Annotated in this window: 21 protein-coding genes; 7 read left to right on the top strand and 14 right to left on the bottom strand. The window is 67.5% G+C overall.

What is annotated here, in order from left to right; all coding sequences use genetic code 11:
- Positions 1-572 precede the first annotated feature (572 nt).
- Entirely contained in the window at positions 573-1,382 is an 810-nt protein-coding gene (locus ACSRUE_RS09230) for an SIMPL domain-containing protein (RefSeq protein ID WP_441290670.1), read from the top strand.
- Positions 1,383-1,434: 52 nt separating this feature from the next.
- Here ACSRUE_RS09230 and ACSRUE_RS09225 read toward each other — a convergent pair whose 3' ends face one another.
- The 8 genes from ACSRUE_RS09225 to ACSRUE_RS09190 form a co-directional block, all read right to left on the bottom strand.
- Positions 1,435-2,478: an alpha/beta hydrolase family esterase gene (locus tag ACSRUE_RS09225; protein WP_441290669.1), complete on the bottom strand. Its 1,044-nt coding sequence runs from the start codon at positions 2,476-2,478 to the stop codon at positions 1,435-1,437.
- Between the two features lie 341 nt (positions 2,479-2,819).
- Positions 2,820-3,593: a hypothetical protein gene (locus tag ACSRUE_RS09220; RefSeq protein ID WP_441290668.1), complete on the bottom strand. Its 774-nt coding sequence runs from the start codon at positions 3,591-3,593 to the stop codon at positions 2,820-2,822.
- A gap of 292 nt (positions 3,594-3,885) precedes the next feature.
- Positions 3,886-5,271 carry a sigma-54-dependent transcriptional regulator gene (locus ACSRUE_RS09215; RefSeq protein ID WP_441290667.1) on the bottom strand — a complete coding sequence of 462 codons (1,386 nt, stop codon included), beginning with the start codon at positions 5,269-5,271 and terminating at the stop codon, positions 3,886-3,888.
- A 71-nt stretch (positions 5,272-5,342) separates the two neighbouring features.
- The gene (locus ACSRUE_RS09210) at positions 5,343-6,224 is read right to left on the bottom strand and encodes a DNA-3-methyladenine glycosylase family protein (RefSeq protein ID WP_441290666.1); all 882 of its coding nucleotides are present in this window, start codon (positions 6,222-6,224) and stop codon (positions 5,343-5,345) included.
- 55 nt (positions 6,225-6,279) lie between these two features.
- Positions 6,280-6,879: a DUF488 domain-containing protein gene (locus ACSRUE_RS09205; RefSeq protein ID WP_441290665.1), complete on the bottom strand. Its 600-nt coding sequence runs from the start codon at positions 6,877-6,879 to the stop codon at positions 6,280-6,282.
- A gap of 185 nt (positions 6,880-7,064) precedes the next feature.
- Positions 7,065-7,403, bottom strand: coding sequence for a carboxymuconolactone decarboxylase family protein (locus ACSRUE_RS09200; RefSeq protein ID WP_437763736.1), 339 nt, complete (start codon positions 7,401-7,403; stop codon positions 7,065-7,067).
- Between the two features lie 228 nt (positions 7,404-7,631).
- A complete protein-coding gene (locus tag ACSRUE_RS09195) occupies positions 7,632-8,840 on the bottom strand; it encodes a cytochrome P450 (RefSeq protein ID WP_441290664.1) in 1,209 nt (402 codons plus the stop codon).
- A 15-nt stretch (positions 8,841-8,855) separates the two neighbouring features.
- Entirely contained in the window at positions 8,856-10,877 is a 2,022-nt protein-coding gene (locus ACSRUE_RS09190) for a proprotein convertase P-domain-containing protein (protein WP_441290663.1), read from the bottom strand.
- Between the two features lie 629 nt (positions 10,878-11,506).
- On the opposite strand from ACSRUE_RS09190, the gene ACSRUE_RS09185 reads away from it, so the two are divergent.
- The 3 genes from ACSRUE_RS09185 to ACSRUE_RS09175 all read left to right on the top strand — a co-directional run bounded on the left by ACSRUE_RS09185 (position 11,507) and on the right by ACSRUE_RS09175 (position 14,209).
- Positions 11,507-11,908 carry a hypothetical protein gene (locus tag ACSRUE_RS09185; RefSeq protein ID WP_441290662.1) on the top strand — a complete coding sequence of 134 codons (402 nt, stop codon included), beginning with the start codon at positions 11,507-11,509 and terminating at the stop codon, positions 11,906-11,908.
- A gap of 118 nt (positions 11,909-12,026) precedes the next feature.
- Positions 12,027-13,397, top strand: a complete 1,371-nt coding sequence (locus ACSRUE_RS09180; protein ID WP_441290661.1) for a DDE-type integrase/transposase/recombinase — start codon at positions 12,027-12,029, stop codon at positions 13,395-13,397.
- On the top strand, positions 13,394-14,209 hold the full coding sequence (locus ACSRUE_RS09175; protein ID WP_441290660.1) for an ExeA family protein: 816 nt from the start codon (positions 13,394-13,396) through the stop codon (positions 14,207-14,209). Before ACSRUE_RS09180 ends, ACSRUE_RS09175 begins: the two co-directional genes overlap by 4 nt.
- Before the next feature lie 237 nt (positions 14,210-14,446).
- On the opposite strand, the gene ACSRUE_RS09170 is transcribed toward ACSRUE_RS09175, so the two are convergent.
- The 3 genes from ACSRUE_RS09170 to ACSRUE_RS09160 all read right to left on the bottom strand — a co-directional run bounded on the left by ACSRUE_RS09170 (position 14,447) and on the right by ACSRUE_RS09160 (position 18,622).
- Positions 14,447-14,911 (bottom strand): PPC domain-containing protein, encoded by a 465-nt coding sequence (locus ACSRUE_RS09170; protein ID WP_441290659.1) that lies wholly within the window; start codon positions 14,909-14,911, stop codon positions 14,447-14,449.
- Positions 14,912-15,684: 773 nt separating this feature from the next.
- Complete coding sequence (locus ACSRUE_RS09165; protein ID WP_441290658.1) at positions 15,685-16,722, bottom strand: hypothetical protein; 1,038 nt, start codon at positions 16,720-16,722, stop codon at positions 15,685-15,687.
- A gap of 1 nt (position 16,723) precedes the next feature.
- On the bottom strand, positions 16,724-18,622 hold the full coding sequence (locus ACSRUE_RS09160) for a DUF3696 domain-containing protein (protein WP_441290657.1): 1,899 nt from the start codon (positions 18,620-18,622) through the stop codon (positions 16,724-16,726).
- Positions 18,623-20,317: 1,695 nt separating this feature from the next.
- Between ACSRUE_RS09160 and ACSRUE_RS09155 the strand changes: the two genes are divergently transcribed.
- On the top strand, positions 20,318-21,775 hold the full coding sequence (locus ACSRUE_RS09155) for a hypothetical protein (protein ID WP_441290656.1): 1,458 nt from the start codon (positions 20,318-20,320) through the stop codon (positions 21,773-21,775).
- 410 nt (positions 21,776-22,185) lie between these two features.
- On the opposite strand, the gene ACSRUE_RS09150 is transcribed toward ACSRUE_RS09155, so the two are convergent.
- From ACSRUE_RS09150 to ACSRUE_RS09140, 3 genes are all read right to left on the bottom strand, one after another.
- Entirely contained in the window at positions 22,186-22,389 is a 204-nt protein-coding gene (locus ACSRUE_RS09150) for a hypothetical protein (RefSeq protein ID WP_441290655.1), read from the bottom strand.
- A 148-nt stretch (positions 22,390-22,537) separates the two neighbouring features.
- Positions 22,538-22,789, bottom strand: a complete 252-nt coding sequence (locus ACSRUE_RS09145; protein ID WP_441290654.1) for an addiction module protein — start codon at positions 22,787-22,789, stop codon at positions 22,538-22,540.
- A 52-nt stretch (positions 22,790-22,841) separates the two neighbouring features.
- Positions 22,842-24,437, bottom strand: a complete 1,596-nt coding sequence (locus tag ACSRUE_RS09140; RefSeq protein WP_441290653.1) for an ATP-binding protein — start codon at positions 24,435-24,437, stop codon at positions 22,842-22,844.
- Positions 24,438-24,629: 192 nt separating this feature from the next.
- Between ACSRUE_RS09140 and ACSRUE_RS09135 the strand changes: the two genes are divergently transcribed.
- Together ACSRUE_RS09135 and ACSRUE_RS09130 are read left to right on the top strand one after the other, a co-directional pair.
- A complete protein-coding gene (locus ACSRUE_RS09135; protein WP_441290652.1) occupies positions 24,630-25,106 on the top strand; it encodes a hypothetical protein in 477 nt (158 codons plus the stop codon).
- A 91-nt stretch (positions 25,107-25,197) separates the two neighbouring features.
- Positions 25,198-25,614 (top strand): thiol-disulfide oxidoreductase DCC family protein, encoded by a 417-nt coding sequence (locus ACSRUE_RS09130; RefSeq protein WP_012240487.1) that lies wholly within the window; start codon positions 25,198-25,200, stop codon positions 25,612-25,614.
- The last annotated feature ends 58 nt before the right edge of the window (positions 25,615-25,672 follow it).

The following is a 25,672-nucleotide window of genomic DNA, read 5'->3' as shown; positions in this document are numbered from 1 at the left end:
GCGAGCAACCCGAGCAGCGTCAGCTTCGATACAGGCAGAACAGTGTTCGAGGTGAGCGCCACCGTCAAGCTCCGTCGAAGAAAAAACTCATCGACCGATGTCGTGTGATGAAGTGCAAAGAGACGCACGTTTGCGCCGATCGCAGCGCTGTCAACTCGCGTTCACGGCCGCGCGGCGCCATGAGCGAAGGCATGCGCCGATCGAGGCGTCTTCGCCCGCCGGACGAGCGGCGGCGCGCCGGCGCGAGCGGAGGTGCGCGGCCCCGTCGTCGCCCCGGTGGAGCGCCCCGCGCTGCGCGTGGTCGAGGATGCCGTCGCTGCTCTGCAGCTCTTCGAGCTGGGCGCGCGAGGCGCGAACCGGGCAGAGAAGGAGGTCCTGTCAACCCGGGGCAGGCCCGCAGCTGGGCATGCGGGCGCCTCGCGGGCAGAGGCCGCACTTTACCGATGCGAAGGCCCTTGGGCCCGCCCCTCGCGGTCGAGCCTCCCCGGCCCTAGATTCGGTGCGCTGACGGCCAATTCGACTGCCAGGGCAGCCGATCCGCTCGAAGGAGGAGAATCGCGATGCGTCCTATTATGCCGACCCTCACGAGAAGCCTGATCGCAGGGCTCGCGCTCGGTGTCATGACCTGCGTTTCGTCGACCGCGCTGGCCGGGCGCCCCGTCGCCGAGGTCTTCGCGGCGGATCGCCTCGCAGCCAAGGAACCCGGCGCCACGGCGGAGAATGACGAGAACCGGACCATCACGATCGGCGGCGTCGGCGAGGTCGCGAGGCCTGCGGATTCGATGCGCACGAGCATCGGCGTGGAGGTGCGCGAAAAGACGCTCGAGGCCGCGCGCGACAGGGCCGCGTGCAGGTCGCAGGCCGTGCTCGCCGCCCTGCGTGGCCTCGCCATCCCCGGGCTGGAGATCCGCACGGTCGACATCTCGCTCTCGCCGATCCGAGAGTCGCACGTGGCGCATGGCGACGTCACCGAGCCCAGGATCATCGGCTATTCGGCTTCCAGCCAGCTCTCCGTCACGCTGCGGCGCGCGTCGCCGGCCGAGCTCCAGGCCGCAGGCTCGAGGGTCCTCCAGGCCGCGCTCGCCTCGGGCGCCAATGACGTCGGCGGACTCGAGTTCTTCTTGAGCGACCGCGCCGAGGCGCGCCGCAGCGCCATCGCGGCTGCCGTGCAGGACGCGCAGGCGAACGCCAAGGCGGTGGCCAAGGCGGCGAACGTCAGGATCGTCGAGCTGCAGTCGATCTCGGTCGCTCAGCAGGAGCGTTATGCATTCGCGCAGCAGATGAAGGGGCTCGGAGGCGCGGACGGCTTCCCCGTCGAGCCCGGCGACGTCCGTGTCACCGCCGCGGTGACGGTCCGCGTGGCGTTCGCACCGAACCCGTGAGCTCGGGGCGGCGGCCCTCAGGCGGCGCGCGCGATCGCGGCGCGGGGTGTCCTCACGGCATGCCCGTGAAGAAGTCGTACATCGCCTCGATGGCAAAACACGGCACGCCGTGGCTCGTGTTGCTGTACGCGGGATCGTCGTGGGAGCACCAGATCGTCGGCTCCGAACAGCCGCTGTAGGAGATGCAGCCGGGGTTCACCGCCTTGCCGCTGCTCTGGCAGCCCATCACCTGGGAATACGGCGTCGAGCTCATCTCGCACTTGTTGGCGGTGCGGAACCTCGCGACCGTGCTCGCCCCGTCTCCCCCGCGAACCGTGTCGTTCTTGCCCTGGATGTACATCACGGGCGTGGGCACCTGGAGCGCGCCATAATCGGAGGCGGCGACGGGCGCGACCGCCCTGAAGTTCAGGTGCTCGGCATCGGACTTGTGCGCCAAGATCTGCACGATCATCTGCGCGCCGGAGCTGTGGCCGGTGGCGAACACGCGGTCCATGTCGATGCAGTAGTTGTCCATCAGGTCGTCGTAGATCCGCAGGACCTTGGCGATGTCGCTGTTGTAGTTCCAGCATCCACCCCCGTCCGACGACCTCCCCACGGCGCGCACGTACTCCGTCTCGAAGGCCGACCCCCGCGTGAGGTTGATGAACTGGTCGATCGGGTTGCCGCAGGCGTGGAAGCCCATCAAGAGGGGGAGAGGGGTGTTGCCATCGTAGCTGTCCGGGAACGTGTAGATGTGATCGCCGTCGACCTTCACCGTTCCGCTCTCGGGCCGCCCCGACTTGCCGCAGCCTGGGCTCGGGTTGCCCGCCGGCGGCTCCGTGCCGCCGGTCCCCATGCCACCGCCCCCGGCCTGCGCGCCCCCGGCCGACCCACCACCTGTCGTGCCGCTGCTGGAGGAGCTGGCGTCATCGCTCGTTCCCCCTTCCCCTGTCGAGGTGGTCTCTCCACCGCTCGCAGACGTGTGGGCCCCGCCTGCGCCGCCCGTCGCCTGACCGGCTCCGCCGCCTCCCGTGCCGGGCGAGCCTGTCTCGGACGAGCAAGCGAGGAAGATCAAAGCAACGGCAGGAAACGAAGAATAAGCAGCAGATCTCGGCATCGTCCAGACCCTCTCGTGATCGCCCGATTCGCCTATCCACGCTCGCCGCGTGCCGATCCCGCGATGATCTCGGGCGAGGACGCGCCTCACGTGGAGGCACCAGCCCGACCGTCACGGCGGACGCGCAGAAGGACGAAAGGCCGGTGCGCATGGCACGCCGATGCGTGGCAAAGCGGAAGAAGGATCGACAGGTTGATTGTGAGCGCTCACATGGGTGGCGTCAATCAAATTGGACCGGCGCGACGCCCGCCTCGATCCCGGCGGGTGCGCAACGGCGGCAGCCGCGGCACCCGCGTGAGCCGTCATCGGAGCTCGGCTCGCGCGAGCTCGTCGTTCCCGGCTCAGTCGGCGATGAACGCGCAGCACCCGACGACGCAGATGTAGCCGTCGGCGCAACCGTCGCTGCAAGGATCCGCGCACGTCGGAGCCGACCCGCCTTCGCCGCCGCCGGGGTCGGAGCTGCCACCGGGGTCGGAGCCGCCGCCGCCATCACCCTCGCCCGTGCTTCCGTCGTCGGGGCAATCGTGCCCGCCGTCGTCGCTGCCGCCAGGATCGCCGGAGCTGCTGTCCCCGGGGTCGTCGGAGCCGCTGCCGGGGCCGCCGTCGCAATGGCCAGGGCCGATGCCGCCCTCGTTGAAGTCCGCGAGCGCACCGGACAGCGCGACGGCATCCTCGGCCGCGTCGCCTCGCTTGACGCCGTAGGGGAGCCGGCCGTCGGCGTCCTTGTTGTCGTTCATCCACGCCTCGGCGTCCGCGAGCGCCCCGCCCAGGGCAGCGTCGCTCGCGCCGCTCCCCACGTTCAGCAGCGCGGCGATCAGCTGGTGGCCCAGGATCAGGCTGGTGTCGCCCCGCGGCGGCGTCCGGAAGAGCTCCAGCAGCTCCGCCTGGGAGTACTCGACTCCTCCGATGGTGAGCGTCGACGTCGGCCAGCTCTCCTCGTGGTTCTTCCAGTAGCCCTGGGTGAGCGTACAGCCGTCCCCCTCGGACGGGGGCGGAGTCCCGACCACGTTGCCTCTCCCCTCGCCCAGGCGATCCGGGCCGCCGTTCCCACAGGCGACGAGAGCGGAGCCAACCAGCGACAGACACCCCACGAGCACCAACCTGCCAAGCGTCATGATTCCTCCTGAAGTTGCGCATCGCGCGATGGGCGCTCCCCGCGAGGAGCGAGCGACATCGCGCGTGTCAGGCGGCGGGCATCGCCGGATCGGGGCGCACAGGCGACCCCGAGCCGGTGGGATCATGTTCTCGATCCACCCGCCCCAGCTGCAGCTCATGAGGAGCCGCGCTCCCGCTTCCTTCAGTGCCGGCCTGCGCTCGGCGCGGCTCATGTTTTTGTGGGTGCTTTTTGATCCCGTGTCGTTCTCGATTGATTGAATTTTTCCTCCATCAGCGCACGAGCGACCGAGATCACTTCAGCCCGTGACGATCCATCTTGTTGAGCAGCCCCTGCCGCGACAGCCCGAGCCGCGTCGCTGCCTGGCTCCTGTTGCCCTGGGTCGCCCGGAGCGCGGCGGCGATCTCGCGCCGCTCCAGCGCCGCGATCTTCTCTTCCAGCGTCGCCCCTTCGGCCGGCTCGTCGCCTGCCGGCGCCGCGGGCGCGCTGCCTCGCCGCGCCGGCGAGAGGTCCTCCTCGAGGATCTCCCCCCTACCCCCGGCCATCACGAGCGCGCGCTGCATCTCGTGCCGGAGCTCTCGCAGGTTGCCGGGCCAGTCGCAGGCCTCGAGCCGGCGCATCGCGCCGGGCGAGATCGCTGTCGCCGGCGAGCGCGGCACGAGGGCCCGCGACAGGTTCAGGAAGTGCTGCGCGAGGAGCGGCAGATCGCCCACGCGATCCGCGAGCCGGGGCAAGGCGATCTCGATCCCGCGCACGCGCCAGTAGAGGTCGTCGCGAAAGGTCCTGTCCGCCACCATCGACTCGAGCGCTCTGTGGGTGGCCGACACGACACGGACGTCCACGGTCAGCGGGCGCGCCGCGCCCACCGGCAGGATCTCGCCCGTCTCGAGCACGCGCAAGAGCTTCACTTGCAGCGCCGGCTCCATGTCGCCGATCTCGTCGAGGAACAGGGTCCCTCCGTCCGCCTCGACGAACAGGCCGGGAGCGTCCTTGATAGCGCTCGTGAAGGCGCCTTTCCGGTGGCCGAACAGCGTCGATTCCAGGAGGGTCGGCGCGAGCGCGCCGCAGTTGACCGCGATGAAGGCCCTGTCCTTCCGGCGGCTCCTTGCGTGCAGGTAGCGGGCGAACACCTCCTTGCCCGTGCCCGAGTCGCCGGTGATGAGCACCGGCACGTCGGTCGGCGCCGCGCGCTCGCACAGCGTCCTCGCCTCGAGGAAGGCCGGCGACTGGCCGAGCATCGCCGAGGCGTCGCCCTCGCGGGCGGCGAGCGAGCGCTCGAGCTCCGCCACCCGATCTTCCAGCGCGAGGCGCGCGGCCGCGCGGGCGACCACGGAGAGCAGCACGTCGGGGTCGACGGGCTTGGCCAGGAAGTCGTACGCGCCGCGCTCGACGAGGCGCAGGGCGAGCGGGGTCTCACCCGCGCCCGAGACGACGATCACCTTGGCCGCGGGCCGCTCGGCGAGGAGCCTGTCCGCGAGCGCCGCGCCCTCCTCGGCGCGGCCCGTCGGCGGGAGCATCAGGTCGAGCACGACGAGGCGCGCGCTCGTGCGGCGGAGCTCCGAGAGCGCCTTCGGGGCGGCGCCGGCCTCGGCGACGGCGTACCCCTCCAGCGCGAGCAGCTCGCGGTAGGCGTCGCGGAACCCCGGATCGTCGTCGATGAGCAGGACGGTCTCGGTCACGGGTGACCGTACCGCGTGACCCGGGCGCGGATCCAGGGTCGCGCGGGGCGCGGCGGCGGGCGGGGCCGGCGTCAGGCGGATCGAGGCGGGATGGCACCGAATCGGCGCGCAGCCAGCGAGCTCAGCAACAGATGGAAGTACAACATCCCGCGATAGGGACCGAGCGCCTCGACGAGCTCGCCCCCGTGCTCGCCGGCCATGGCGCCGAGGCCGCGAGCGGCCGCCACGTCTCCGCCCGGAAAGACATCGAGCCGGCGAAAGCCACGGAGCAGGATCACCGAAGCGGTCCAGGGCCCGATGCCCGGGAGCTCGCGCAGGCGCCGCTCGATTTCACCCTTGGGCAGCGCTTCGAGCTCGTCCTCCCGCAGCTCGCCCGCCGCGATCATCCGCGCGCATGTCCGCAGCGCGTCCGCCTTCGCTCCGCTCAGCCCGAGGGTGCGCAGATCGTGCGGGGTCGAGCTCGCCACGACCTCGGGCGGAGGGAACGGGAACAGCCGCTGCCCCGCGAGGTCGACGGGGCTCGCGAACCGAAGCACGAGGCGTCGCACCGCCGCCATCGCCGCTGCCATGCTGAGCTGCTGGAAGACCACCGAGTTCACGATCGCCTCCCAGAGCGAGGCAAAGCGTGGAGGCTTGACCCCGCGGAACCGTGCCGCGAGCGCGGCGACGGCGGGCAACCGCTCCGCTCGCGCGTAGAACGGCGCCAGATCGATGTCGGTCCCGAGCAGCCGGGTCACCAGGCCGCGCCACATCCTCGGATCGTGGACGTCCCCGAAGAGCTCGACGCGGAGCCGCGTCCCCCCTGCCTCCTCGGTCACCGCCCAGGCCACCGGACCGCGCGCGGTGTCGAACGCCCGCAGGTAGCGGCGGTCCTCGGACCACGTGTCGACCGGGTTCTCGGGGCGCCTCTGAAGCGCGGCAACGGTGAGCGCGAGGCGAAAGGGCGTCCTCACCGGAACGGTGATCTTCGTCGTTCGGGCCGCGGCTCGGTGCGACATCGTGCCGAGCTCAATGCGAGCGCACGCGTGGGCCGGTGCGCCGCGCGGGCGACGCACGCGCCTTCGTCGCGCCCGGGGCCCGCCCCCTCGACGAGGTAGGGTGTGGCGCCGCGAGGGCTCGATTTCGCGCCCGGGGGGCGGCCTCTGCCGGGACGTGGGCGGCCGGCGCACGGGTGCGAGCGCTGCGCAACCGCTGCTTGATGCTTTCGCGGAGGACGACGGCCTGGTTGTGGAGCTCGTCCTTGGCTCCGTACACGAGCGTGAGCGTCCCGCGCTTCGCCTGCGCGACGAGCTCGTCCACGAGCCCCGAGGCCGGCTGGCGGCGGAGCTCCTCGCGGTAGCGCGCCGCGAACTCCTCCCACCGGGCAGGGTCGTGACCGAACGAGCGGCGGAGCTCGTCGCTCGGCCCGATCTCCTTCATCCAGACGTCGATCGCGAGCGCGTCTTTGCGCACGCCTCGCGGCCACAGCCGGTCCACGAGCACACGGTACCCGTCGGCCGCTTCGGGCTGCTCGTAAGCCCTTTTGAGGAGCACCGCGTTCGCCGTCTCGGCGCCGACGCGCGCAGTCCGCGCCCTCTCCGTCGCCGTTCGTCGCCTCACGTTGGCCATGCCCCCTTCTTCCCTTCTCGTTGCAACCCCTACGACGCGAGGCGCGCTTTGACCACGACGAGCGCAAGATCCTCCAGGCCCTCGCGCTGCACGACGGCCTCCCGGCCAATCTGCCGGTGATCCGTGGACTCCGCCTTCCCGGTGCTCGTGGCCCTCCTCCTTCGAACATGGGCCTCGACGCCGGCCTATCGGGTCGGCGACTCCCCCATCGCGTCGATCGCGATGACCGAGTGCGCGAACGCGCCGCCCGCGCGCATCTCGGCGGCGACCCAGATGGCCTCCATGATCTCCTGCTCACTCGCTCCGTGTCGAAGCGCGCCCTGGGTGTGGCCGCGGATGCAATACGGGCACTGCGTGACGTGCGCCACGGCGACGGCGATGAGCTGCTTCACCTTCGCCGGCAGGGCGCCCTCGGCAAACACGCGCTTGCTGAACTCGCGGAAGGCCTCGTCCGGCCCGGGCGCCAGCTCGTGCCGTTTCTGCGAGGTCTCCTTCGATTGCAGCGGGTACACCTGGTCTCCCATAGGCTTCTCCTCGTAGCTGGCCCAGGGGCTCTTTCGATGCGGCGGCCGCGCCGCACAAGCAAGGAAGCCTCTCCCTTCTGCGTCCGGCGCACCGGGTGCCGGCTACGGCATTCGACCGACCGCCCGCCCTGGCATTCCCCGACGCACCGATCGCGGAGACGTGCGCGCTCGCCGTCGCGCGTGCCCATTCCCAGCACGGGATGCCTATTTCTCGCCGCCCGTGCCGGGCTACCTGGCGGGGCGCGCGCACCGGACCGGCATCGATTTCACGCTGCTCACCCAGTTCGAGCGGAGCCGCACGGCCGGCCCGGCGAGCTCGAGATCGGGGAGCCTGCGCAGGAGCTCCTCGAAGGCGACCCGCGCCTCCAGGCGCGCGAGCGCGAGGCCCAGGCACACGTGCGGGCCGATGCCGAAGGAGAGGTGCTCGTTGGGCGCCCGGCCGACATCGAATTTCTGCGGATCGCTGAAGACGGCCTCATCGCGGTTGGCCGAGACGTACCACAGCACCACCTTGTCGCCGGCGGCGATCCGCTGCCCGTGGAGCTCGGTGTCCCGCACCGCGGAGCGCCGGAAGTAATAGACCGGCGGCGTGAAGCGCAGCATCTCCTCGACGGCGGTCGGGAGGAGCGAGGGATCGTCGAGCAGGCGCCGGCGCTGGTCGGGGTGCTCGAGGAGCGCGAGCATCCCGTTGGAGATGAGGTTCTTCGTGGTGTCGTGGCCGGCCGTGAGCAGCAGGTTGAAGAAGCCGCCGAATTCCGTGTAGGAGAGCTTCTCGCCGTCCACCTCGGCGGCCATGAGCAAGCTCAGCATGTCGTCCTTGGGCTCCTTCCGCCGCTGCTCGGCGAGCTGGTGCGCATAGGCGTTCATGTTGTGGAGCACGGCGTTCAGCTCCTCGGGCGTGACGCCATAGGCGGGATCGCTGGCCCCGAAGAACCGGGTCGTCCAGTCGAGCATCTGCCCCTGATCCTCGCGGGGGACGCCGATCATCTCGAGGATCACGGCGAGGGGCAGCTTGCCTGCGATGTCGCTGGCGAAGTCGCACCCGCCGCGCTCGCAGGCGTCGTCGATGAGCCTCGTCACGAGCTCGCGAACGTGCCCTTCGAGGCGCTGGATGACACGGGGCGTGAACCCCTTGCTGACCAGCGCCCGGAACCGGGCGTGCCGGGGCGGATCCATCATGATCATGACATCGGGGTTGTCGCGCATGTCCCCCGGCGGGAGATCCTCGATGAAGAGGCCGCGCCCCGAGCAGAACGCGGCCGGATCGCGCGAGATGCGGGCGACGTCGGCGTGCCGCGTGATCGCCCAGAACCCCCTGCCCGCCGGCTCGGGGTGCCAGTAGACGGGCGCCTCCCGGCGGAGGATCTCGAAGCGATCGTGCGGCGCGCCCGCGAGGTAGAGGTCCGGATCGAGGATATCGACGGTTTGAGGGGTCATCTGGGGAAGATCTCCTCAGGAGCTGCGGGAGCGCAACCGCTTGCGACGCATTCTGAGCAGCGCGATGAGCGCGAGCGCCGCGGGCCATGGCCAGGGGGGCTCGTCACTGCCAGCGAAGCGGCAGCCGCAGCCGCCCGTCGTGTCGGTGCTGGCGGGCGGGTCGCCGTTCGGGCTGGCGCCCGCGCCGCTGGCTGCCGTGGCGGAGCCGGTCCCGGCGCCGCCAGCGCCGCTGCCTGTCGCGCCGCTTTCGCCCGTGGTGCTGCCGCCGCTCGTGCTGGCGCCGCTGGCCGCCGTGGCGGTGCCGGTGCCCGCGCCGCCGGCGCCGCTGGCTGTCGCGCCGCCTTCGCCCGTGGTGCTGCCCCCGCCCGCGCCGGCGCCGCTGGCCGTCGTGGCGCCGCCGGTGCCCGCGCCGCCACCGCCGCTGCCCGTCGCGCCGCCTTCACCCGTGGTGCTTCCGCCGCTCGTGACGGCGCCGCTGGTCGCCGTGGCGCCGCCGGTGCCCGCGCCGCCAGCGCCGCTGGCCGTCGCGCCGCCCTCACCCGTGGTGCTTCCGCCGCCGGTACCGCCGCCTTCGCCCGTGCTGCTGCGTGGGCAGCCCAGGACCGACACGTCGTCGATCGCGAGACCGGCGAGCTGGACGCTCGCGTCGCTGTCGAGGTGGAACACCACCTCCACTCGCTTTCCGGCGTATCCGCTGATGTCGGCGTAGTGCGTGCCCCATCCCGCGCTCTCTTGGAGCACCAGGTTGGAGCTACCGACGGTCGTGGTCATCGATGCGTCGAGGAACTCCCAGAGACGCCTGGCGTTCGCACCCCCGACCTCTCGGATCTCCACCCATCCGTGATCCGAGGAGGCGTTGTCGAGCTGGTACTTCATCGCCCAGCGGAGCTGGATGGGCGCCTGCACCCCGGACAGGTCGATCGGCGGGGAGACGAGGTCCTGATTCGAGCTCGCGTTGTACACGCCCGAGAGGTTCGTCTTCCAGCATTGCGTCCCGCCGTTGCACGTCGCGATCGGCGCGGCGCTCGGCGTGCCGAGCGCCCACGCGTCGGCTGTGCCTGCGTGCGTGAAGCCCTGCGCGCCGCCCTCGAAGTCCGACGACAGCAGGGCGGCCGGGGCGTCGCCGCTCGAGCACGAGAGCGCGGGGATCGGCGCGTCGCAGATCGTGAGGCTCCACGCGGACAACACGCCGAGGTTGTTCGAGTTGTCCGTATCGTCCCGGAGCGTGAGCGTCCACCGGCCTCCGCCGTTTTCCCCGTCGAACCAGTGCAAGCGGTAGTCGAGCTCCGGCTGCACCATCATGCCGTTCAGCAGGGTGAAGTGTCCGGCCGGGAACGCGGCATCGTCGTCGATCGTGATATCGATGTTCGAGTAGGTCCTGCTGCCGATATCGGTGAAGAGAGCGTTGGTGTTGCCGGCCGGCGAGACGAGGTACACGTCCACATCGGGGGGCATGGGATGGCTGAGCCGGACGCTCACGTTCAGGTCACCGATACGGGGCGCCCCCGGGACGTCGATGAACGACGTCGTCGGCGCGCCGAAGAGGATCTCCCTGGGCACAGCTGCGCTGTCGTACGTGGTGCACCCCACGCTCGGCGCCGCGGGATGCACGCTCACGCTGAGCCCGTAATCACCCGACGTCACCGAGCCCGTCACGGTCACCCTGTAGGTGCCCGCTGCTTTGACGGTCGCGAAGATGGCGTCCGAGTACGGTGTCTCGACAGGCCCGGATTGGTTGTCCACCTGGATGTCGAACCCGGACCCGAAGGGACCGATCGCGAGCGCGGCGGCGAATTGCGTGAGGTCGCGCGTCGGGTCCTGATCGAGGCTCGCGAAGACGGTGTCGCCGGCGTTGAGGGAGAGCGAGTAGCTGTCGACATCGCTCGCGTTGCTGTGCGTGCCAGCGATCCAGCCGCTCGCGGGGAGCGCCTGCGGCGTCGTGTCGTTCGGCTCGACCTCCGCCGTGGGCGCGCCGCTCTGCACCTTGAGGTGGAGGTCGTAGGGGCGCAGCTGGATGGTGTTAGCGCCCAGCCTCAATAAAGCTTCAGGCCGACATCTCGCTCAAGCTCCTTGATGGAGGAGGGTACGCATCCCCGCACGAGGCATCGTCCACCGTGAGTGCAGGGGCGCCTCCTGGCGCCTCCTCGTGCCCGCCGGCTGCATTCCCGCGACCTATCTCAAATTCTCACGCCGTCTGCTCCTCCCTGCGCTTTTTCTCAGATCACGGGGAGCGCGGACGTTCGCGTCGCCGCCCCGGCGCGCCACGTCGAGATGCATTGCTTCGTCCCGACCGAAATTGTCACGCTCATCCTCATTTTTCCCGCCGCCCACGGGTGTAGGAGCGGCCGCGGAGTGGGAGCGGAGCATCGGCGCGGTGCCAGCCACAAAAGGCGACGAGGAGGCCCAGTCTTGGCGGACAACCTCCTCGTCGTGCTCCGGTTCGCATGTCGAGGAATCGAAGCGGTCACAGTCTCGTCCACAGCGCGCTCGATATCAAGAGCTGGCAGCAGCAGTTGCCCACGGTCGAGGCGGTGCGCCCCGCTCGCTGCCCTGCGTGCGGAGCGGCGAGCCAGCCCGTCGGGGGACCTCTTGGCCTCCACGGCCATGGCCTTCGCGAGCGGCAGGTGCGTGGCCCGGCCGACCCGAACGCGCCCGCCGTTCTTCTCGTGCTCAAGCTGCGCCGTTACCGCTGCCTGCCCTGCGGGGCGGTGATCCTCGTCGGTCCACGCGAGCTGCTGCCGCGGCGGCACTACAGCGCCGCGGCGATCGGCTTCGCTCTTGCGCTCTACGGGCTGGTGCTGGCGACCGCCCGCGAGGTGCGCCGGCGGATCAGCCCGCAGACGATCCTGGGCGCCACGGCCTTCACCGGCTGGGCCACGCTCCGCCGCTGGGCGCGCGCCGTCGCGCATCGACGCCTCTTTGCCGCACTGCCGTTGTCTGATCCCAGCGCGATGCTGCGCCGCGTGGCAGCGAGCGCGGCGGCCTCGCTCGCCGCCTACGCGGAGCCGACCTCCCGGGGCGAAGCGCTGGAGCACCGAGCGTTCCTCGGCGCCGCGCACGCAGCGTGAGGGCGGCTGACAGCGACGAGCCCAGAGAACAAGGCCCACCCGAGAGGATCCCTCCCTCGACGAGCCTCGGTGGCGCACAAGGGCCCCGCGCCACAGGGCGCAGAAAGGACCCTTCGATATGGATCTCGGACCTGCCGATCACGCCGAGGCCGTCGCGATCTTTCGCGCTTCGGTCATCGGCCCCGTCATGCACCGCGAGCTCGGCCGCGGACGGCTCGCCACCGAGCTGCGCGCCTTGAGCGCGCAGCGATTCCGGCCGCCGGGCGCCGACAGCACACGCACCTATTCGGTCCCCACGCTCGAGCGCTGGCTGTACGCCTACCGCGCCGCAGGCCTCGCCGGCCTTCGTCCCGAGCCGCGCTCCGATCGCGGCTTCGCGCAGGAGCTGCGCGCCGAGCTGCGCGAGCTCTTGCTCGACATCCGGCGCGAGCATCCCGCGGCCTCGGTGTCGCTCATCCTGAGCACGCTCGTCGACGAGGGGCGCATCGATCCGGGCCAGGTCTCGGCGCCGACCGTGCGACGGTTGTACGCGGCGGCGGGTCTGTCGCGTCGGGCGGAGCGCTCGGAGCAACAGCCGAGGACACGGCTGCGCTGGCAGGCCGAGCGGCCCGGAGCGCTCTGGCACGGTGACGTCTGCCACCTGCCGCAGTGCAAGATGGGCGGTCGGACGGTGCCTGTCCGCATCCATGGCTTGCTCGACGATGCCTCTCGCTACGTCGTCGCGCTCGAGGCGCACTCGACCGAGAGGGAGGTCGACATGCTCGGGCTGCTCGTGGACGCGCTTCGCCGTCACGGCAAACCGGATGCCCTTTACCTGGACAATGGCTCCACCTACCGGGGCGAAGTCCTCCGGACGGCGTGCTCGCGACTCGGTATCACCCTGCTGCATGCGAAGCCCTATGACCCGCAGGCGCGCGGCAAGATGGAGCGCTTCTGGCGGACGTTGCGCGAGGGGTGCCTGAGCTTCCTCGGCGAGGTCGCGTCGCTCAAGGACATCGACGCACGGCTCAAAGCCTTCCTCGAACGGCGTTATCACGCGGCACCGCACGCCGGGCTGATGGGCAAGAGCCCCGCGAAGCTGTACGCGCAAAAGCCCGCAGGCGAGGGCGCGGTCGAGGAGCGGGCGCTGCGCGCCGCGCTGACCGAACGCAGCCGGCGGCGCGTGTCCAGCGACAACGTGATCTCCATCGACGGCGAAGCGTGGGAGCTCGACCAGGGCTACCTGGCTGGCCAGCTCGTCACGGTGGCTCATTGTCACGTCGCCCCGGACGCGACCCCGTGGGTCGAGCACGAGGGCAAGCGCCTGCCGCTCCGCCTCCTCGATCCGGCGAAGAACGCGCGGCGCCGGCGGCCGCCACGCGGTGGTCCGCTCGCACAAGGGCCGAGCCGCCCCACCGACTTCGCTCCGACGAGGGCGCTGCTGCGGGCTGGAAGCGAAAGGCCGCAGGCCTCCCAGCCCGACGACAGCTCCGAGGGAGGTGCTCGATGAGCGAGTCCTTCGTCCGATTCTTCGGGCTCTCCGAGTCGCCCTTCTCCAAGGAGATCCCGGACGGCGATCTCTGGCTGCCGCCCTCGAAACATGAGCTCGTCGAGGAGCTGTGCGACGCGGTCCACGAGCGCTCCCAGGTGCTGCTCGTCGGCGAGCCGGGCGCCGGCAAGACGTGCGTGCTGCGCGCGCTGCGCCATCGCTTGCCGCAGGCCGGATTCCGCCTGACCTACTGCCACAACGCCACGCTCGGACGCCGCGACTTCTACCGGCAGCTCTGCCAGGCCCTCGGCCTGACCCCTGCCGCGACCGCGGCCGCCGTCTTCTACGCGATCAGCGCGCACGTCGAGAACCTCGGACGAGAACGGATTCACCCGGTCTTTCTGCTCGACGAGGCGCACCTACTTCATCAGGACACGTTGGACCATCTTCATATCTTGGCAAATTACGAATGGGACAGCCGGGCGCTGCTGAGTCTGATTCTGGTGGGGCTGCCCGACCTCAAGGACCGGCTTGAACTGCGCAAAAACCGCTCCCTGTTCTCGCGGATCGACCGGCGCCTGTCGATCGGACCGATGACGGCGGATGATACGAGCGAGTATGTCCGCCTGCGGCTCGGCCGTGCCGGCTGCGATCGCGATCTCTTTACCTCCGAGGCGCTGACCTCGCTGCACGAGGCCGCCGGCTCGAGCCTGCGCGAGATCGACCGCGTGGCCACCGCCGCGCTGCGCGAGTCGGCTCGGCGGAAAAAGAAGCTCGTCGAGCGGGACGTCATGGCCCGGGTGATCGCCGACGTGAAGAGTGACGCCGACTGAACGACGTCTACGCTCACGCGTGGCAGGCGCCGGCAGCCATCGCGCCGTCGGCGCCTACGGGTCATCCGACGCGATGGCCATCGCGCGTTGAGGGCCCCCGTGCGCCGGAGATGGCCATCGCCCAGCGGCGCGGCCCGTGCAGGCGGGTGATGGCCATCGCCCTCCTCGACCTCGCCCGCGCAGGCTCGTGATGGCCATCAACCAGACGGCGCGCAACGCCATCAATCAGCCTGAGCGTCAACAGATGGTCGCGGAGGGCACGCGGACGCGCGCGTAGTAGGTTCCTGCAGCCGCGAGGGGCGTGCCCGCGATGCTCGGCGAGGAGCCTCCGAACGACCCGTTGAAGACGTCAGTCTCCAGCACGGTCGTGCCGTCCTGATCGAGGATGTCGAGGTCGGCGTCCTGCGATGCGGTGGAAGACGCTGTCATCACGGCCGCGTAGACACGGCTCCCGGCGGGCGCCTGGAACGAGAAGAGATCCGTGTCGCCGTCTGGAAAGAGGTTGGCGCGCACGACCGTGTCGCTGGAGATGGCGTTCGCCTGCAACGCCGTCCCGTTGGGCTCCGCCTCCGAGGCGAGCGCCTGTCCGACGGCCAGTTGTGCCCTGCCAAGGCCGTCGCCTTCGCTCGCGCCGCAGCCGGCGAGCATCAACGCCACCGCGCCCTGCGCGACGGACGAGCTGATGGAATCCCTGCTTCTCACGTCGTTTCCCTTCTGTTCAGCTGCCCCACAGCGCCCAGGCTCCTTGGCGGGGCGACATCATAGCTGCCGTCTTGACGCCGTGGGTGCCGACTTCACGAGCGGGACGTCTGAGGTACGTCGCTGTGCGCCCCACAGGCTGTGCGATGAAGGCGGCTCCTTCGATACATGGATAAGCGTTTGATACAGCGTCGCTTTTCCAGGGATAGCGGGATGACGAGATCGGGCAGGTTTGCGCGGATTTCGAAAAGGTCGAGGCCGACGTGAACACGCCGACCGGAGGCGCTGAGCCCGCGATCTCTGGTTGGCCGGACGATTCCGCAACGCTGCCGGCGGTACCATCGGCGGCCGCGCATGAGACAGCGTCGGCGATCCCTCCCCGACCCGACGCAGCCCCGGCCACGCCTCCGACGAGCAGCCCACGCCAGGAGCTCGTCGCGACCCTCACGCAGACCATCACCGCTGCACATGCAGCGGGCGACCTCGCGACCGCGCAGATCGTCGCTCGCCCCCTCACGAAGCGCCTCAACGTCCCGCACCAGGTGCTACACGTCGCGCCAGTGGTCGACCTCGCCAGCGTATGCCACGCCCGCTCGTAGCCATTTCTGAATGCCATCCCGCGGCCGTCCTCTCCGCCGCCGGTCTCGACTATTACCGAGACCGCGGCTCCGGACCCCGCAGGCTGCCGCATGCCGCGTTCTCGTGATCGCCCATCCGAGAGCAAGGCGCGTACTCATTAGAAGTTCCAAATGCTGCGACTACCCGCCCTACCGAATCTACTCCGGAATATAAAAGTCATTATGAGTCACCAGGCAGGCAAACTCAATAGCACCAGATTCCATTCTCCAGACATGAAGATGAAATTCATAGTCCACATCATGACGCCACGCCCGATCTTTCCCCCTCAGGCGCGGAGGATCATTTCCGCCAGCCCCTGTGCGAAGCGCATGTCCACGACTTTCATTTCTTGACAGTAGTAGGTCCACCAGTGCCGACAGAAGCCGTTTCACTCTCGACGGCTCACGCATAAACCCATAGCGTCCACAACTATCCAAAAACTGCTGGCGAATTCGAAAATGAGGCACACTTGTCCACTGCACAGACCTGTCAACCCCAAAGACCTCCTTAAGGTATGCAAGGCGAATAATCATATCTGCTTCTTCAACCGTTTCCACGGCGCACCAAAGTCTTACATTATCAAGGTGCTGTGCCGCAGACACAACATCAAAGCCAACGCAAACACAAGCCGACATCGGGACAGGGCAAGCAAAGCATGCAACACGTCCGTCGTTGACCGCCTTAGGCTCAACAATGTCAATCATGGAAGTTACGTTAGCAACCTCTGAACATTGTTGCGCTACAATGAGCACAGAAGCAGCGCAGACATCTGGGGCGATGCGACCCAACAATGTCATCAGCGCCAAGAGCCGTTCGATGTCACGTCGCAAGTCTGGAACACAGCAATCGGCAGTCAGATCGGGAACAGAGGTCACGCTAATCCATGACACGTCGCTTATGCCCCAATCATCCTCAATGTACACGCCTCGGCCCAAGAGATCATTGGCAACTCGGAGAATGTCGTTTACTGAGATCTCTTCCAAGCCGCACGATTCGATCATTTGGCGAAGATGAGGACCAAACGGGTAGAGCCCTGCAGCCAGTAACGCCTCGGCGGTGCGCTCCGAAATTACCGTGTTTACAAGTCTACTGTTTGCGATATTCTGCCATCCAAGAAGACGGTCCACGTAGGCTTCGAACACATCGCTATGGGTCGTGCGGGTGGGAACAGCGAGCGCATCTGCACTGAGGATCATGCTATACATTCTTGACCCTCCGAGTTCTTCTCTTTTCGATTGCTGCTCGAAGTATGCGTTCGGCCTCCTGCGGTGCTTGGTCAAAAAAACCTTCCGGCCAATCGCCTATCGCGCCGAATTCATTTATATTGACCATGCGATAGCGTGACTTTGCTCCTTCCTTCTCTACAAAATACAGCGCAAGAAGCGCCTGTATGCTGTCAGCAGGATCCTCAGCAGCACGCAGCCGGAGACGATTAATGATGTATTCGCTATGCGTTTCGATTATGCATTGCTTCCCAAGAAGCGCCATCGAAAGAACGAAGTCGGCTAACAGTGTTTGCACCTTCGGATGAAGGTGCAATTCAGGCTGCTCAAATACCAAGATCGATCCAGTTTCTGCCATCAGCGACATCACTAATATCGGGAGAACCTGACTTACGCCGACTCCCACGTGAACTAAGTTGTGGAGAGTATCGGTGTTTCCGGTAGCAACACGTAGCTCGTGACCAAAGATGCCTCTGTCTCTGGTCTCCACTTTGCGAACAACTCCAAGGTAGTTCAACCAGTCCAGGACAGCATCCTGAAGGCTCATCTCCTTGCGAACAATTTGAGACTGCGACAGCGCGAAACAACTTGATGGAATCGAGACAATTCTTCGGTGCTTGTGCAGATCGAGCACGGCCGCAGTGAATTCGCCGCGAAGACCAACATCTGATGGATCAACGGCTCCTTCCATAGGATACACTGGCTTCGGCTCGTCTCGCAGCGGACCGAGATACTTGAACAGTTGCGTGAATACGACCTGCACCACCCGAGTGACTTCCGGAGCTGGCGGCAGATGAATGAATTGTCGCACGCTTGGACGCCCATCTCGCGCCAAATCTACCAATTCCTGAAACTTCTCCCCATAGGCAACAGCCAGCGCCGGCGAACCCAACGAACGCTGGAGACGCTGGAGACTTTCCATGGTTAGATGGCGACTGGCTTCCTTGTATGCCTCATCGATTTCGAGCTGTCTGCGCCTACTCAATATCGTGCGTCTAGCGGACTCGATAGATCTCTTTGTTGGCTCAATGAAACCTCTCGCGATTTCGAACACGCGCCTCATTAGGGATGAAGTGATATATGATGTGTCCAAGTTCTGTGCGCGCGCAGACTGGCCAGATCCATAGGATGGCTGAATCAAGCGGCGAACCGCCACAGTCGCCAGATGCTCCGTAAGATCGAAAGCAAATGCAAAATCGCTAGGGAGGAAATGAAACAATCGCGCGCCTACCAGTGTTGCACCAGTTGGCAGCTCATTTGCAAGATAGCGTCCACTTCGCGCAGGAAGTGTAGTTGGCGACACGACCTCATATTCTAGCGAATCAACATCGTCGACCGATGCGCGGCTCGGGTCTAGGGCGCTCCGTCGACTTTGAGCCAAGGTGCTAGAGTATCGATACTCAATCAATTCGTCCTGTTCGGCTCCCTTGCGAATGCTCCAGAGCTTGCCACGGATCAACCTCGGTTGAAGCCTGGCCAATTCACGCGATGGAGAGTCGCCACCTGGAGAGAAGGCAAATTCGCACCCTACTTCGGCAAGGTCCTCCGTTTCGTAGAAGTAGCGCAGTCGCCTTACTCCTGACTCTCGACCATCACCCGGCACACGAATCGTAAATCCGATTGATATCTCATCCTGTTCGCTGTTTGTAGATGCAACATCATCGAAGCTGCCAAGCCTCGCAATGTGACCATTGAGAACAATTGGACGACTGTAGACGCGACTGCTTAGACTTTGAGCGACCAGCAATATCGACTGAATGAATGTGCTCTTTCCCGAGCTATTGGCGCCGGCAAATATTGTAATTGGCCGCAGCGCTAGCTCGGTCGTATCGTACGCGGACTTGAAATTTGATATCTGCCAGCGGGTAAGCACTTCTTCTTGTCCTTTGGTCTATCGTTTAGTTATGCGCCCGGAGACTTTGTTGCGTGCGCGTGGCCAGTAGTCGTCGGGCGGCGCGGAGTCGCGGAGCGGACTTGTCGTGGCCAGCCACCGCACTTCCGGACGCTCAGCGCAGAACTCCCGGACAGGCAACAGGTTACACGCGAGACTTTCTAGCTCGTCGTTCGGCGCCGGCATGGCGGCGATGGTACCGGACGCCCACCGCGCATGCCAAGCCCGCCGCTGGGGCGTAGGAAATGCTCGAGGGCATCGGCCGGAGATCGTTGGGCGATCCCAGCGGACAAGCGGAGCGGCGTGAGGGCGTGTTGACGCTCCCGGTAGATGATGGGCGGGGACCGCTTTCCGCTCACGCTGGATGATGGTTCGCTCACGCGCGCGATGGCCATCGCCCGCCCATCCCGTGCCCGGAGCCCCCGCCGGGAGGCTCCGTCCGCCCATCGCCTGCGCGACGCGGTCGCCGGGGCGGTCGGGTGGCCCCGGGAGGTTGCCCTTCCGGGGCTCCCACAGATCCGGACGTGCGGATTTCCCGCATCCGGCTCCTCGTGACACAGCTTCGCTACGCGATGCGGAAGTGCACGGTGATGCGCGGCTGCGGGAGCGGGTAACGCTCCAGCAGCGCGGCCATGCGCTCCCACGACATACGCGCCCGCTGCGAGCGGCGGTGAAGCCACTTGCGCCAGACGCGTCGGATCTCGTTGTAAAAGGTATCCGTTCTGTAGACCCCATCCTCGCGAGGTGCGGGCCGTCGCCGTAGATTCGCGACGCGATGCGAGAGCAAGAGCGGCCTGCGACGACGGGTGGCTGGGCGCTGCAGCGAGCTGGGGAAGGGGCGGTCGACGCCGACGTCGCCGCCCGCGTGCAGCTCGCCCGCAGGCGCACCGCGGCGAAGCCGCGTGCCACCGATGCCTCTGCCGCGCCCGAGTCGTCGGCAAGGCGCCGGAGGCCACGGGTCGCCCGACGGAGCGCCGAAGAAGCGGCACCAGCGCGCCAAAGCCGGCGAGCTTACGGGCGGGCCGTCCCGAGAGGCCAGTTCGCGCCCAATTTCCGCGGATCTGCGTGGCCGCTTACACCAGCGGATGAGCCTGGTCGCCCGAAACCTTGGGCTGCCGCTTGGGACCGCGTTCTCGCGGGTCCGCCGAGGCAGCAGGCGCCTAGCCACTGTTCTCAAGCGCCGGCATCCATTGCTGTAGTCCCCGTCTTCATGGCCTCAGGCGACAGAAGATTTTCTATGCGACCCAACAACCCCCGGAAAATTGACGTTTTATCAACAGATTATCCATGCATCGTAGGGACCGCCTTCACTCGACAGCCTGCGGGAGTCCAGCCGTCAGGGGCACCGGCGGAGATGATCCCACGGCACACGTCCCGCACGTGTAGCATGCGCACCTACATATCCGTGGTCGGGGCTAGCTCTACTGCGGGAAGTTGCCCCGGATCAGCAGAAAAACCGCCAAGCCGCCAAGGACGCCAAGGGGAGAGGGGAAAGGGGGCCGTCCGGGCGTCCCCCCCTATTCCCCGGTCTTCTTGGCGTTCTTGGCGGCTTGGCGGTTCGCTCCCCCGGCCGACTTCCCGCAGTAGAGCTAGAGCGCCTCGGCGAGGCGAAGCGCCGTCCGCTGCAGCTGGTTGTTAATCAGCGACTTTCCCACGGCGAAGGCTATCATTCGGATTGTGACATACTTCTCCCAGTTCAAGCCCTCCCCGGATCCTGAGCGCAGACAACGCATTCCAGACCCCGCGGACGCGTGCTTGCCGTTCGAGTATTTGAACGATCGAGACTTCGAGGTTCTGGTCTACTTCCTCAAGAGCGACGCCGTCGGGGGGTCGAGGGTGCGCTTGATGCAAGGAACATCCGAGCGTGGGCGCGATGTAGTGGTCTACGACGGTGAGCACCGGCTGTCCGTGATCGTTCAGTGCAAGAACCTGCGAACCCGGCTCGCGCTCAAAGATCTTGTCGACGAACTGGCCAAGCTAGCTCTCCACGCGTTTCGTGAGCCTGGTATACTCAGCGATCGCGAAGTCCAGTATGAGTTGTGGTGTCCGCGCGGTGTCACGGAAACCGCGGGAGATCTGTTTTTTGAATGGCCGACAGGCTGGACCGAAGCGGTTGCTCGTGGTGCGGTAGAGCGAGTCTCCCGCAAGTATGCGCGATTGAAAAAGCTTCGCTGGGAGCAGGTCCGAGGCGCTGTCCTTGAACGCTTTCCTGCGCAGACACGCCCTCAACTCATAGAGGGAACCGACATCAGTCGACGAGTGCGCGCCAATACAAAGGTCTATCGAGAGTTCTTCGATGCGATGGTGGTCGCACCGCTCAACGAGGTCCGCTCCGCCGTCTCAGAAGAGGTTTGGGCAGCAGTGGCAGACGCGAGCGGCCTGCATCGACAGCTTTCAGATGTCGATATACGTCGCGTCGTCGACCGAATTTCCACATTCCCTGCTGATACGCGCCATGCCACGTTCTCTGGATATGTTCTAGGGGTTCCAGAAACATTGATTGCGCAGCTTAATCGAAAGGAGTTTCAGGCGTTTGCTGAGGCGTCCACACAGGCAACATTCAGTGTTTACAAAGCAATTGTAGAGGCGCTCTCACGGCAGGCGCTCGTGTCGGCAGGACAATTCCGTCAGATGGTGCGACCGGACCACCCCGCTGTGGCTCCTGCGCTGTTAAAGGTCATGCTCATGAGTGCCATGCTGAAGTTAAGAAATTTGCCGGCGCGATTTATGCCTGAGGTTCCAGCAGCATCTGCCTACCAAAACGCCTCATTTGACGAGCGCGTTGGTGCACACATTGCGGAGATGTTCGGGGAATATCAACGATGCTTGGCTGGCTACGATCCCAAGGTGCATGCGCCTGCCTCCGATGAGGAACTTCGTTATCGAATCGCAATCACGGCACTGAATGGTGCAACAACAAAGGAGACGTTTGAGACTGCCCTTCGGACAAGCCTGCGGAAATATGAGAGCGAGTTAAAAAGCGCGCTTGAGCGCTACCTAGAACTTGTCCCGAGGGATCTCATGGTTCTTACCGACACAGTGACTATGTTAGACGACGCCAATCTGCGCACGCGGGTCATGGACACCTTTGCCCGGCTTGAGGTGCTGAGGGGCTCGGCAATTCTCCCCGAATAGGCCGTCGCGCCACGCGTCTGGAGGCGATGGTTAGATCATCTCCGCTCAGCGACCCGCATCCTGACGCGGAGCGGGCTGCGGACATACGCTTGCCGTGCGATGGTACGCGTTCGGTAGAGCACATCCTGACGCCGAGCGGACCAGGAACATAGGCTTGCCGTGCGATGCGAGAGCGACGGCGGGCCGCCAGCGACGGCGGCGAGACCGGACTGACGGACCCCGAGGCGACGACCGAGGAGCGCGGGACCGGTGACGCCGGCGTGCGGAGACGGCATCCCGGCAAGTCGAATGCGTCCGCCGCGGTCGATGGCGCAGAAGCGGCGCCGCCGCAGCAACGCCGACGAGCGGAGCCCACACCCAGCGCGACGTCGCCGGACGCTACCGGTAGCGCAGAGCAGGCTTCGAGGCGCTTACGCGGCCAGCGTGACCAGCGCCGTCCATGGGCTGGCAGCGAGCCGCTGCCGAGCGTCGGTGTTCTCGAGGGTCTGCTTCCAGGACTTGGGAGCTAGATCGAGGACCCGATCGCGCAGCCAGCTCGGCAACAGGATCAGCACGTCGCCCAAGTAGGCCCAGGGATCAATCTGGTGCAGGGCGCAGGAGGCGCTCAGCGACACGATGATGGCGTTCTACTCCGCCCCGTCGTCGCTGCTGCGGCAAACACTCCCCCAACAAACGCGGAACGCTGCATGGCGACCTCCTTGTGTCCGCAAGATTCATAAGGATCGAAGCGGTCGCCTGGAAGCCTCTACTGCAAGACTTGGTTTACGTGGGATGTGGGCGAGCAGCAGGCGTCATCGAGTCGTGCGCGCGCATCATGAGAGATATCTCGGCAAATCGCCCCCGGAACGGGTCGGCATCGAGCTCCGCGCCTCGTCGCACGGCCATCTCGGCCCACAAGCGCTGATGCTCCTCCTTCGAGAGCACATCCAGGCTTTCCAGCGGAATCACCGCAAGGCGCGTGTTCGACCACGCCTCTGCCGCGGCCAACCGCTTCTCGCTCGTGGCGAGCTTCAAGCTCCGCGGTCTCGATCCCGAGACCTACCCGACTGCGGTCATCCGCGTCACCTCACCCCGCCGCCTCCGCCGCCCGCTCGGGCCACCGCGCCTCGAAGCGCGCGCCGCCCCCCGGGGCGCGCTCGTGGCGCAGCGCTCCCCCATGCCGCTCCAGCCAGCGCGCCGCGACGGCCAGGCCGAGGCCCGTGCCCGGGTGCTTCGCGTCTCGCCCCCGCCCCGTCACGAACGGCTGGAACAGCATCGCCTCGATCTCGGCCGGCACCCCAGGGCCGTTGTCCTCCACGCGCACGACCACGAAGCCGCCCTCGCCGCGCGCGACCACCGCCCGGATCCGCCCCTCGGGGCTCCCGTCGAGCGCGATGGCCGCGTTCTGCAGGAGCGCCGTGGCGACGTCGAGGAACGCCCCGCGGTCGGCCTCGACGAAGATCGACCCGCCTGCCTCGGACGCCACCTCGATGGGCGGCGCGCCCTCGCCGACGATCTGCCGGACCTGGCTCGCCGCGAGCCGCAGCGTGGAGAGCACGTCGACCTCGCTCACCTCGAGCGGCCTCGGGCGGCTGTAGCGGAGGAGATCGTCGAGGAAGCGCCTCGCCCGGTCGACCTGGGCGCGCAGCGACGCCACGGTCTCGGGCTTTGCGCCCTGCCGCTCGAGCAGCTTCGCCTGCGCGGCGATGACCCCGAGCGGATTGCGGATCTCGTGCGCGACAGCGCTCGCGAGGCGGCCGAGCTCGGCGAGCCGCTCGGCCTGGTCGGCGCGCACCTCGACGCGCTCGATCTCGTCGGCGAGGTCGCGGACGCCGATGGGCCTCGAGAACAGCCGGCGACCGAGGTGCTCCACGACGAGCATGCGCAGCGGATCGGACGGGAGCGCGGCGAGGAAGACGACGAAGGCGAGCCAGCCGAGCGACGCGCCGCCGCCCGGCGCGAGCGCGGGAAGGACCTTGAAGAAGACAACGAGCCCGAGCGTCGAGAGGAGCGCTGTCAGGCCGGCATAGGCGAGCCCCTGCGCGAAGACGCGGCGGGAGCGGCCCAGCTCGCCGATGAGCACGGCGTAGGCCACGAGCAGGATGGCGAGGAGCAGGAGCGGCGCGCCGAGGAGCACGTCGCCGAGCCGGAGCACACGCAGCGCCACGACGAAGCCGCCCCCGAGCGTCGCGAGCACGCTGCCGAAGAAGAGCGCGGCGATGCGCCGCCGCTGGAGCCCCCGGGCCGCGAGCGCCGCGCGCCCGATGTGAACGCCGACCACGACCCAGGCGACGCCCATGACGACCGAGAGCGGGAAGAACAGCGGTCCCGGCGAGCGGGCGCCAGGACCGTAGAGGAGGCGCGGGTCCACGGCCCCGAGCAGCGCGACCGCGGCGCTCACGGCGTAGGCCAGGGCGACGGGGCGGCGCGAGGCGCCGGCGACGTCGGCGTAGGCGTGGGCGAGGCCCGCGGCGACGATGATCCCGCTCGGAATGACGTGCTCGGCGAGGGCGAGCGTGCCGTCGGTCTCGAGCAGGATGAGCCCCGTCACCCAGAAGGCGAGGAAGAAGCAGAGCGCGACGAGGCCGCGGCCCACGTTGCGCCCGAGCCGCAGCGCGGTGACCGCGACGGTCACGGCAGCGGCCCAGAGCGGGTAGTACGCGAGAGCAACCAGGGGTCTCACACGGCCTCGGCAGGGTAGGAAGCCCCGACGATAGCGCCAGAGGCCCCGGGGGCGCGAGGTGTCCACGGCGTGGACAGCGGCCTGCCCAGGGCCTGGGCACCGCGGCCCGCCGCCGCGCCTCGATCGAGCCGATCAGCGCGGATCCCGCGGATGGCACGGGCGCTGCTGAGAGGCCTGTCGAGGAGACGAACCATGGCAGACCCGGTCGAAAGCTATCTCATCGCGGTGTACGGGGCCTATGCGGTCATCAGCGTCGGACTGACGATCTGGATCGCCCGCACGCTGTTCAAGAATGGAGCGGTGTTCCTGGAGGAGGTGTTCGCCGACAACCCGAGGATGGCCGAGGCGGTGAACCGCCTGCTCGTGGTGGGGTTCTACCTGGTGAACCTGGGGTATGCGTCGCTGATCCTGAAGGCGGAAGGCTCGGCGACGATAACGGAGGCGGTCGAGGTGCTGTCGTCGAAGCTGGGCCTGCTCTTGCTCTCGCTCGCGCTGATGCACTTCATGAACCTCCTCGTGTTCCACCGCATCCGCCGCCGCGCGAAGCTGGCGGTCCTGCCGCCTCCGGTCGCGCCGCAGATGCACATCGATCCGCGCACGGAGCGCGCGGAAGAGGAGATGGCCACGCAGCGACAGCGCCGGCGGGCCGTCGCGGAGGTCTCGGCGTGACGAACCCGGACGCGGGCGTGAGGCGCCGTGGCGCCTCGCGCTGGCGGCGCGGCCAGGCGCCCTGGCCTCCGCGCCGCGAGGAGAGCGGGCCATGATCGAGCGAATCACCGTGCTCTATGACGCCGAGTGCGCGCTGTGCGCGCGGTGCCGCCACTGGATGGAGCACCAGACGGCGCTTGTCGAGATGGAGTTCCTGCCCGCCGGCTCACCCGAGGCGGCGGAGCGGTACGGGGCCGTGCCGTGGCTCGGCGAGGAGCTCGTCGTGATCAGCGATCGCGGCGAGGTCTGGGCCGGCCCCGCGGCCTTCATCGTGGCGCTCTGGGCGCTCGAGGGGTACCGCGAGTGGTCGTACCGGCTGAGCGGCGACACGCTCTCGAAGATGGCAGAGCGCTTCTTCCACGCGCTGTCGGGCAACAGGAAGTGGCTCGCGGGCTGGTTCGGCCACCCGTCCTGCGCGAGCGGCTCCTGCCGGCTGCCGGGAGCGCCGGCGGCAGGGCCTTATCGGTGAAGAGAAGCTGTTCCGCCCGGTCGAAGCAATTTCCCGCTCGCTCTCATCGGACGTGCGC

Source organism: Sorangium sp. KYC3313 (genome assembly GCF_052075895.1).
GTDB lineage: Bacteria > Myxococcota_A > Polyangia > Polyangiales > Polyangiaceae > Sorangium > Sorangium cellulosum_B.
The sequence above is the reverse complement of the archived record's forward strand: the minus strand, read 5'-3'. Positions and strand labels throughout refer to the sequence as shown.

Coding starts and splice junctions, on each gene's coding strand:
- ACSRUE_RS09230 (WP_441290670.1), top strand. CDS start 573: ATGCCGACCCTCACGAGAAGCCTGATCGCAGGGCTCGCGCTCGGTGTC.
- ACSRUE_RS09225 (WP_441290669.1), bottom strand. CDS start 2,478: ATGCCGAGATCTGCTGCTTATTCTTCGTTTCCTGCCGTTGCTTTGATC.
- ACSRUE_RS09220 (WP_441290668.1), bottom strand. CDS start 3,593: ATGACGCTTGGCAGGTTGGTGCTCGTGGGGTGTCTGTCGCTGGTTGGC.
- ACSRUE_RS09205 (WP_441290665.1), bottom strand. CDS start 6,879: ATGGCCAACGTGAGGCGACGAACGGCGACGGAGAGGGCGCGGACTGCG.
- ACSRUE_RS09200 (WP_437763736.1), bottom strand. CDS start 7,403: ATGGGAGACCAGGTGTACCCGCTGCAATCGAAGGAGACCTCGCAGAAA.
- ACSRUE_RS09195 (WP_441290664.1), bottom strand. CDS start 8,840: ATGACCCCTCAAACCGTCGATATCCTCGATCCGGACCTCTACCTCGCG.
- ACSRUE_RS09180 (WP_441290661.1), top strand. CDS start 12,027: ATGGATCTCGGACCTGCCGATCACGCCGAGGCCGTCGCGATCTTTCGC.
- ACSRUE_RS09175 (WP_441290660.1), top strand. CDS start 13,394: ATGAGCGAGTCCTTCGTCCGATTCTTCGGGCTCTCCGAGTCGCCCTTC.
- ACSRUE_RS09165 (WP_441290658.1), bottom strand. CDS start 16,722: ATGATCCTCAGTGCAGATGCGCTCGCTGTTCCCACCCGCACGACCCAT.
- ACSRUE_RS09135 (WP_441290652.1), top strand. CDS start 24,630: ATGGCAGACCCGGTCGAAAGCTATCTCATCGCGGTGTACGGGGCCTAT.
- ACSRUE_RS09130 (WP_012240487.1), top strand. CDS start 25,198: ATGATCGAGCGAATCACCGTGCTCTATGACGCCGAGTGCGCGCTGTGC.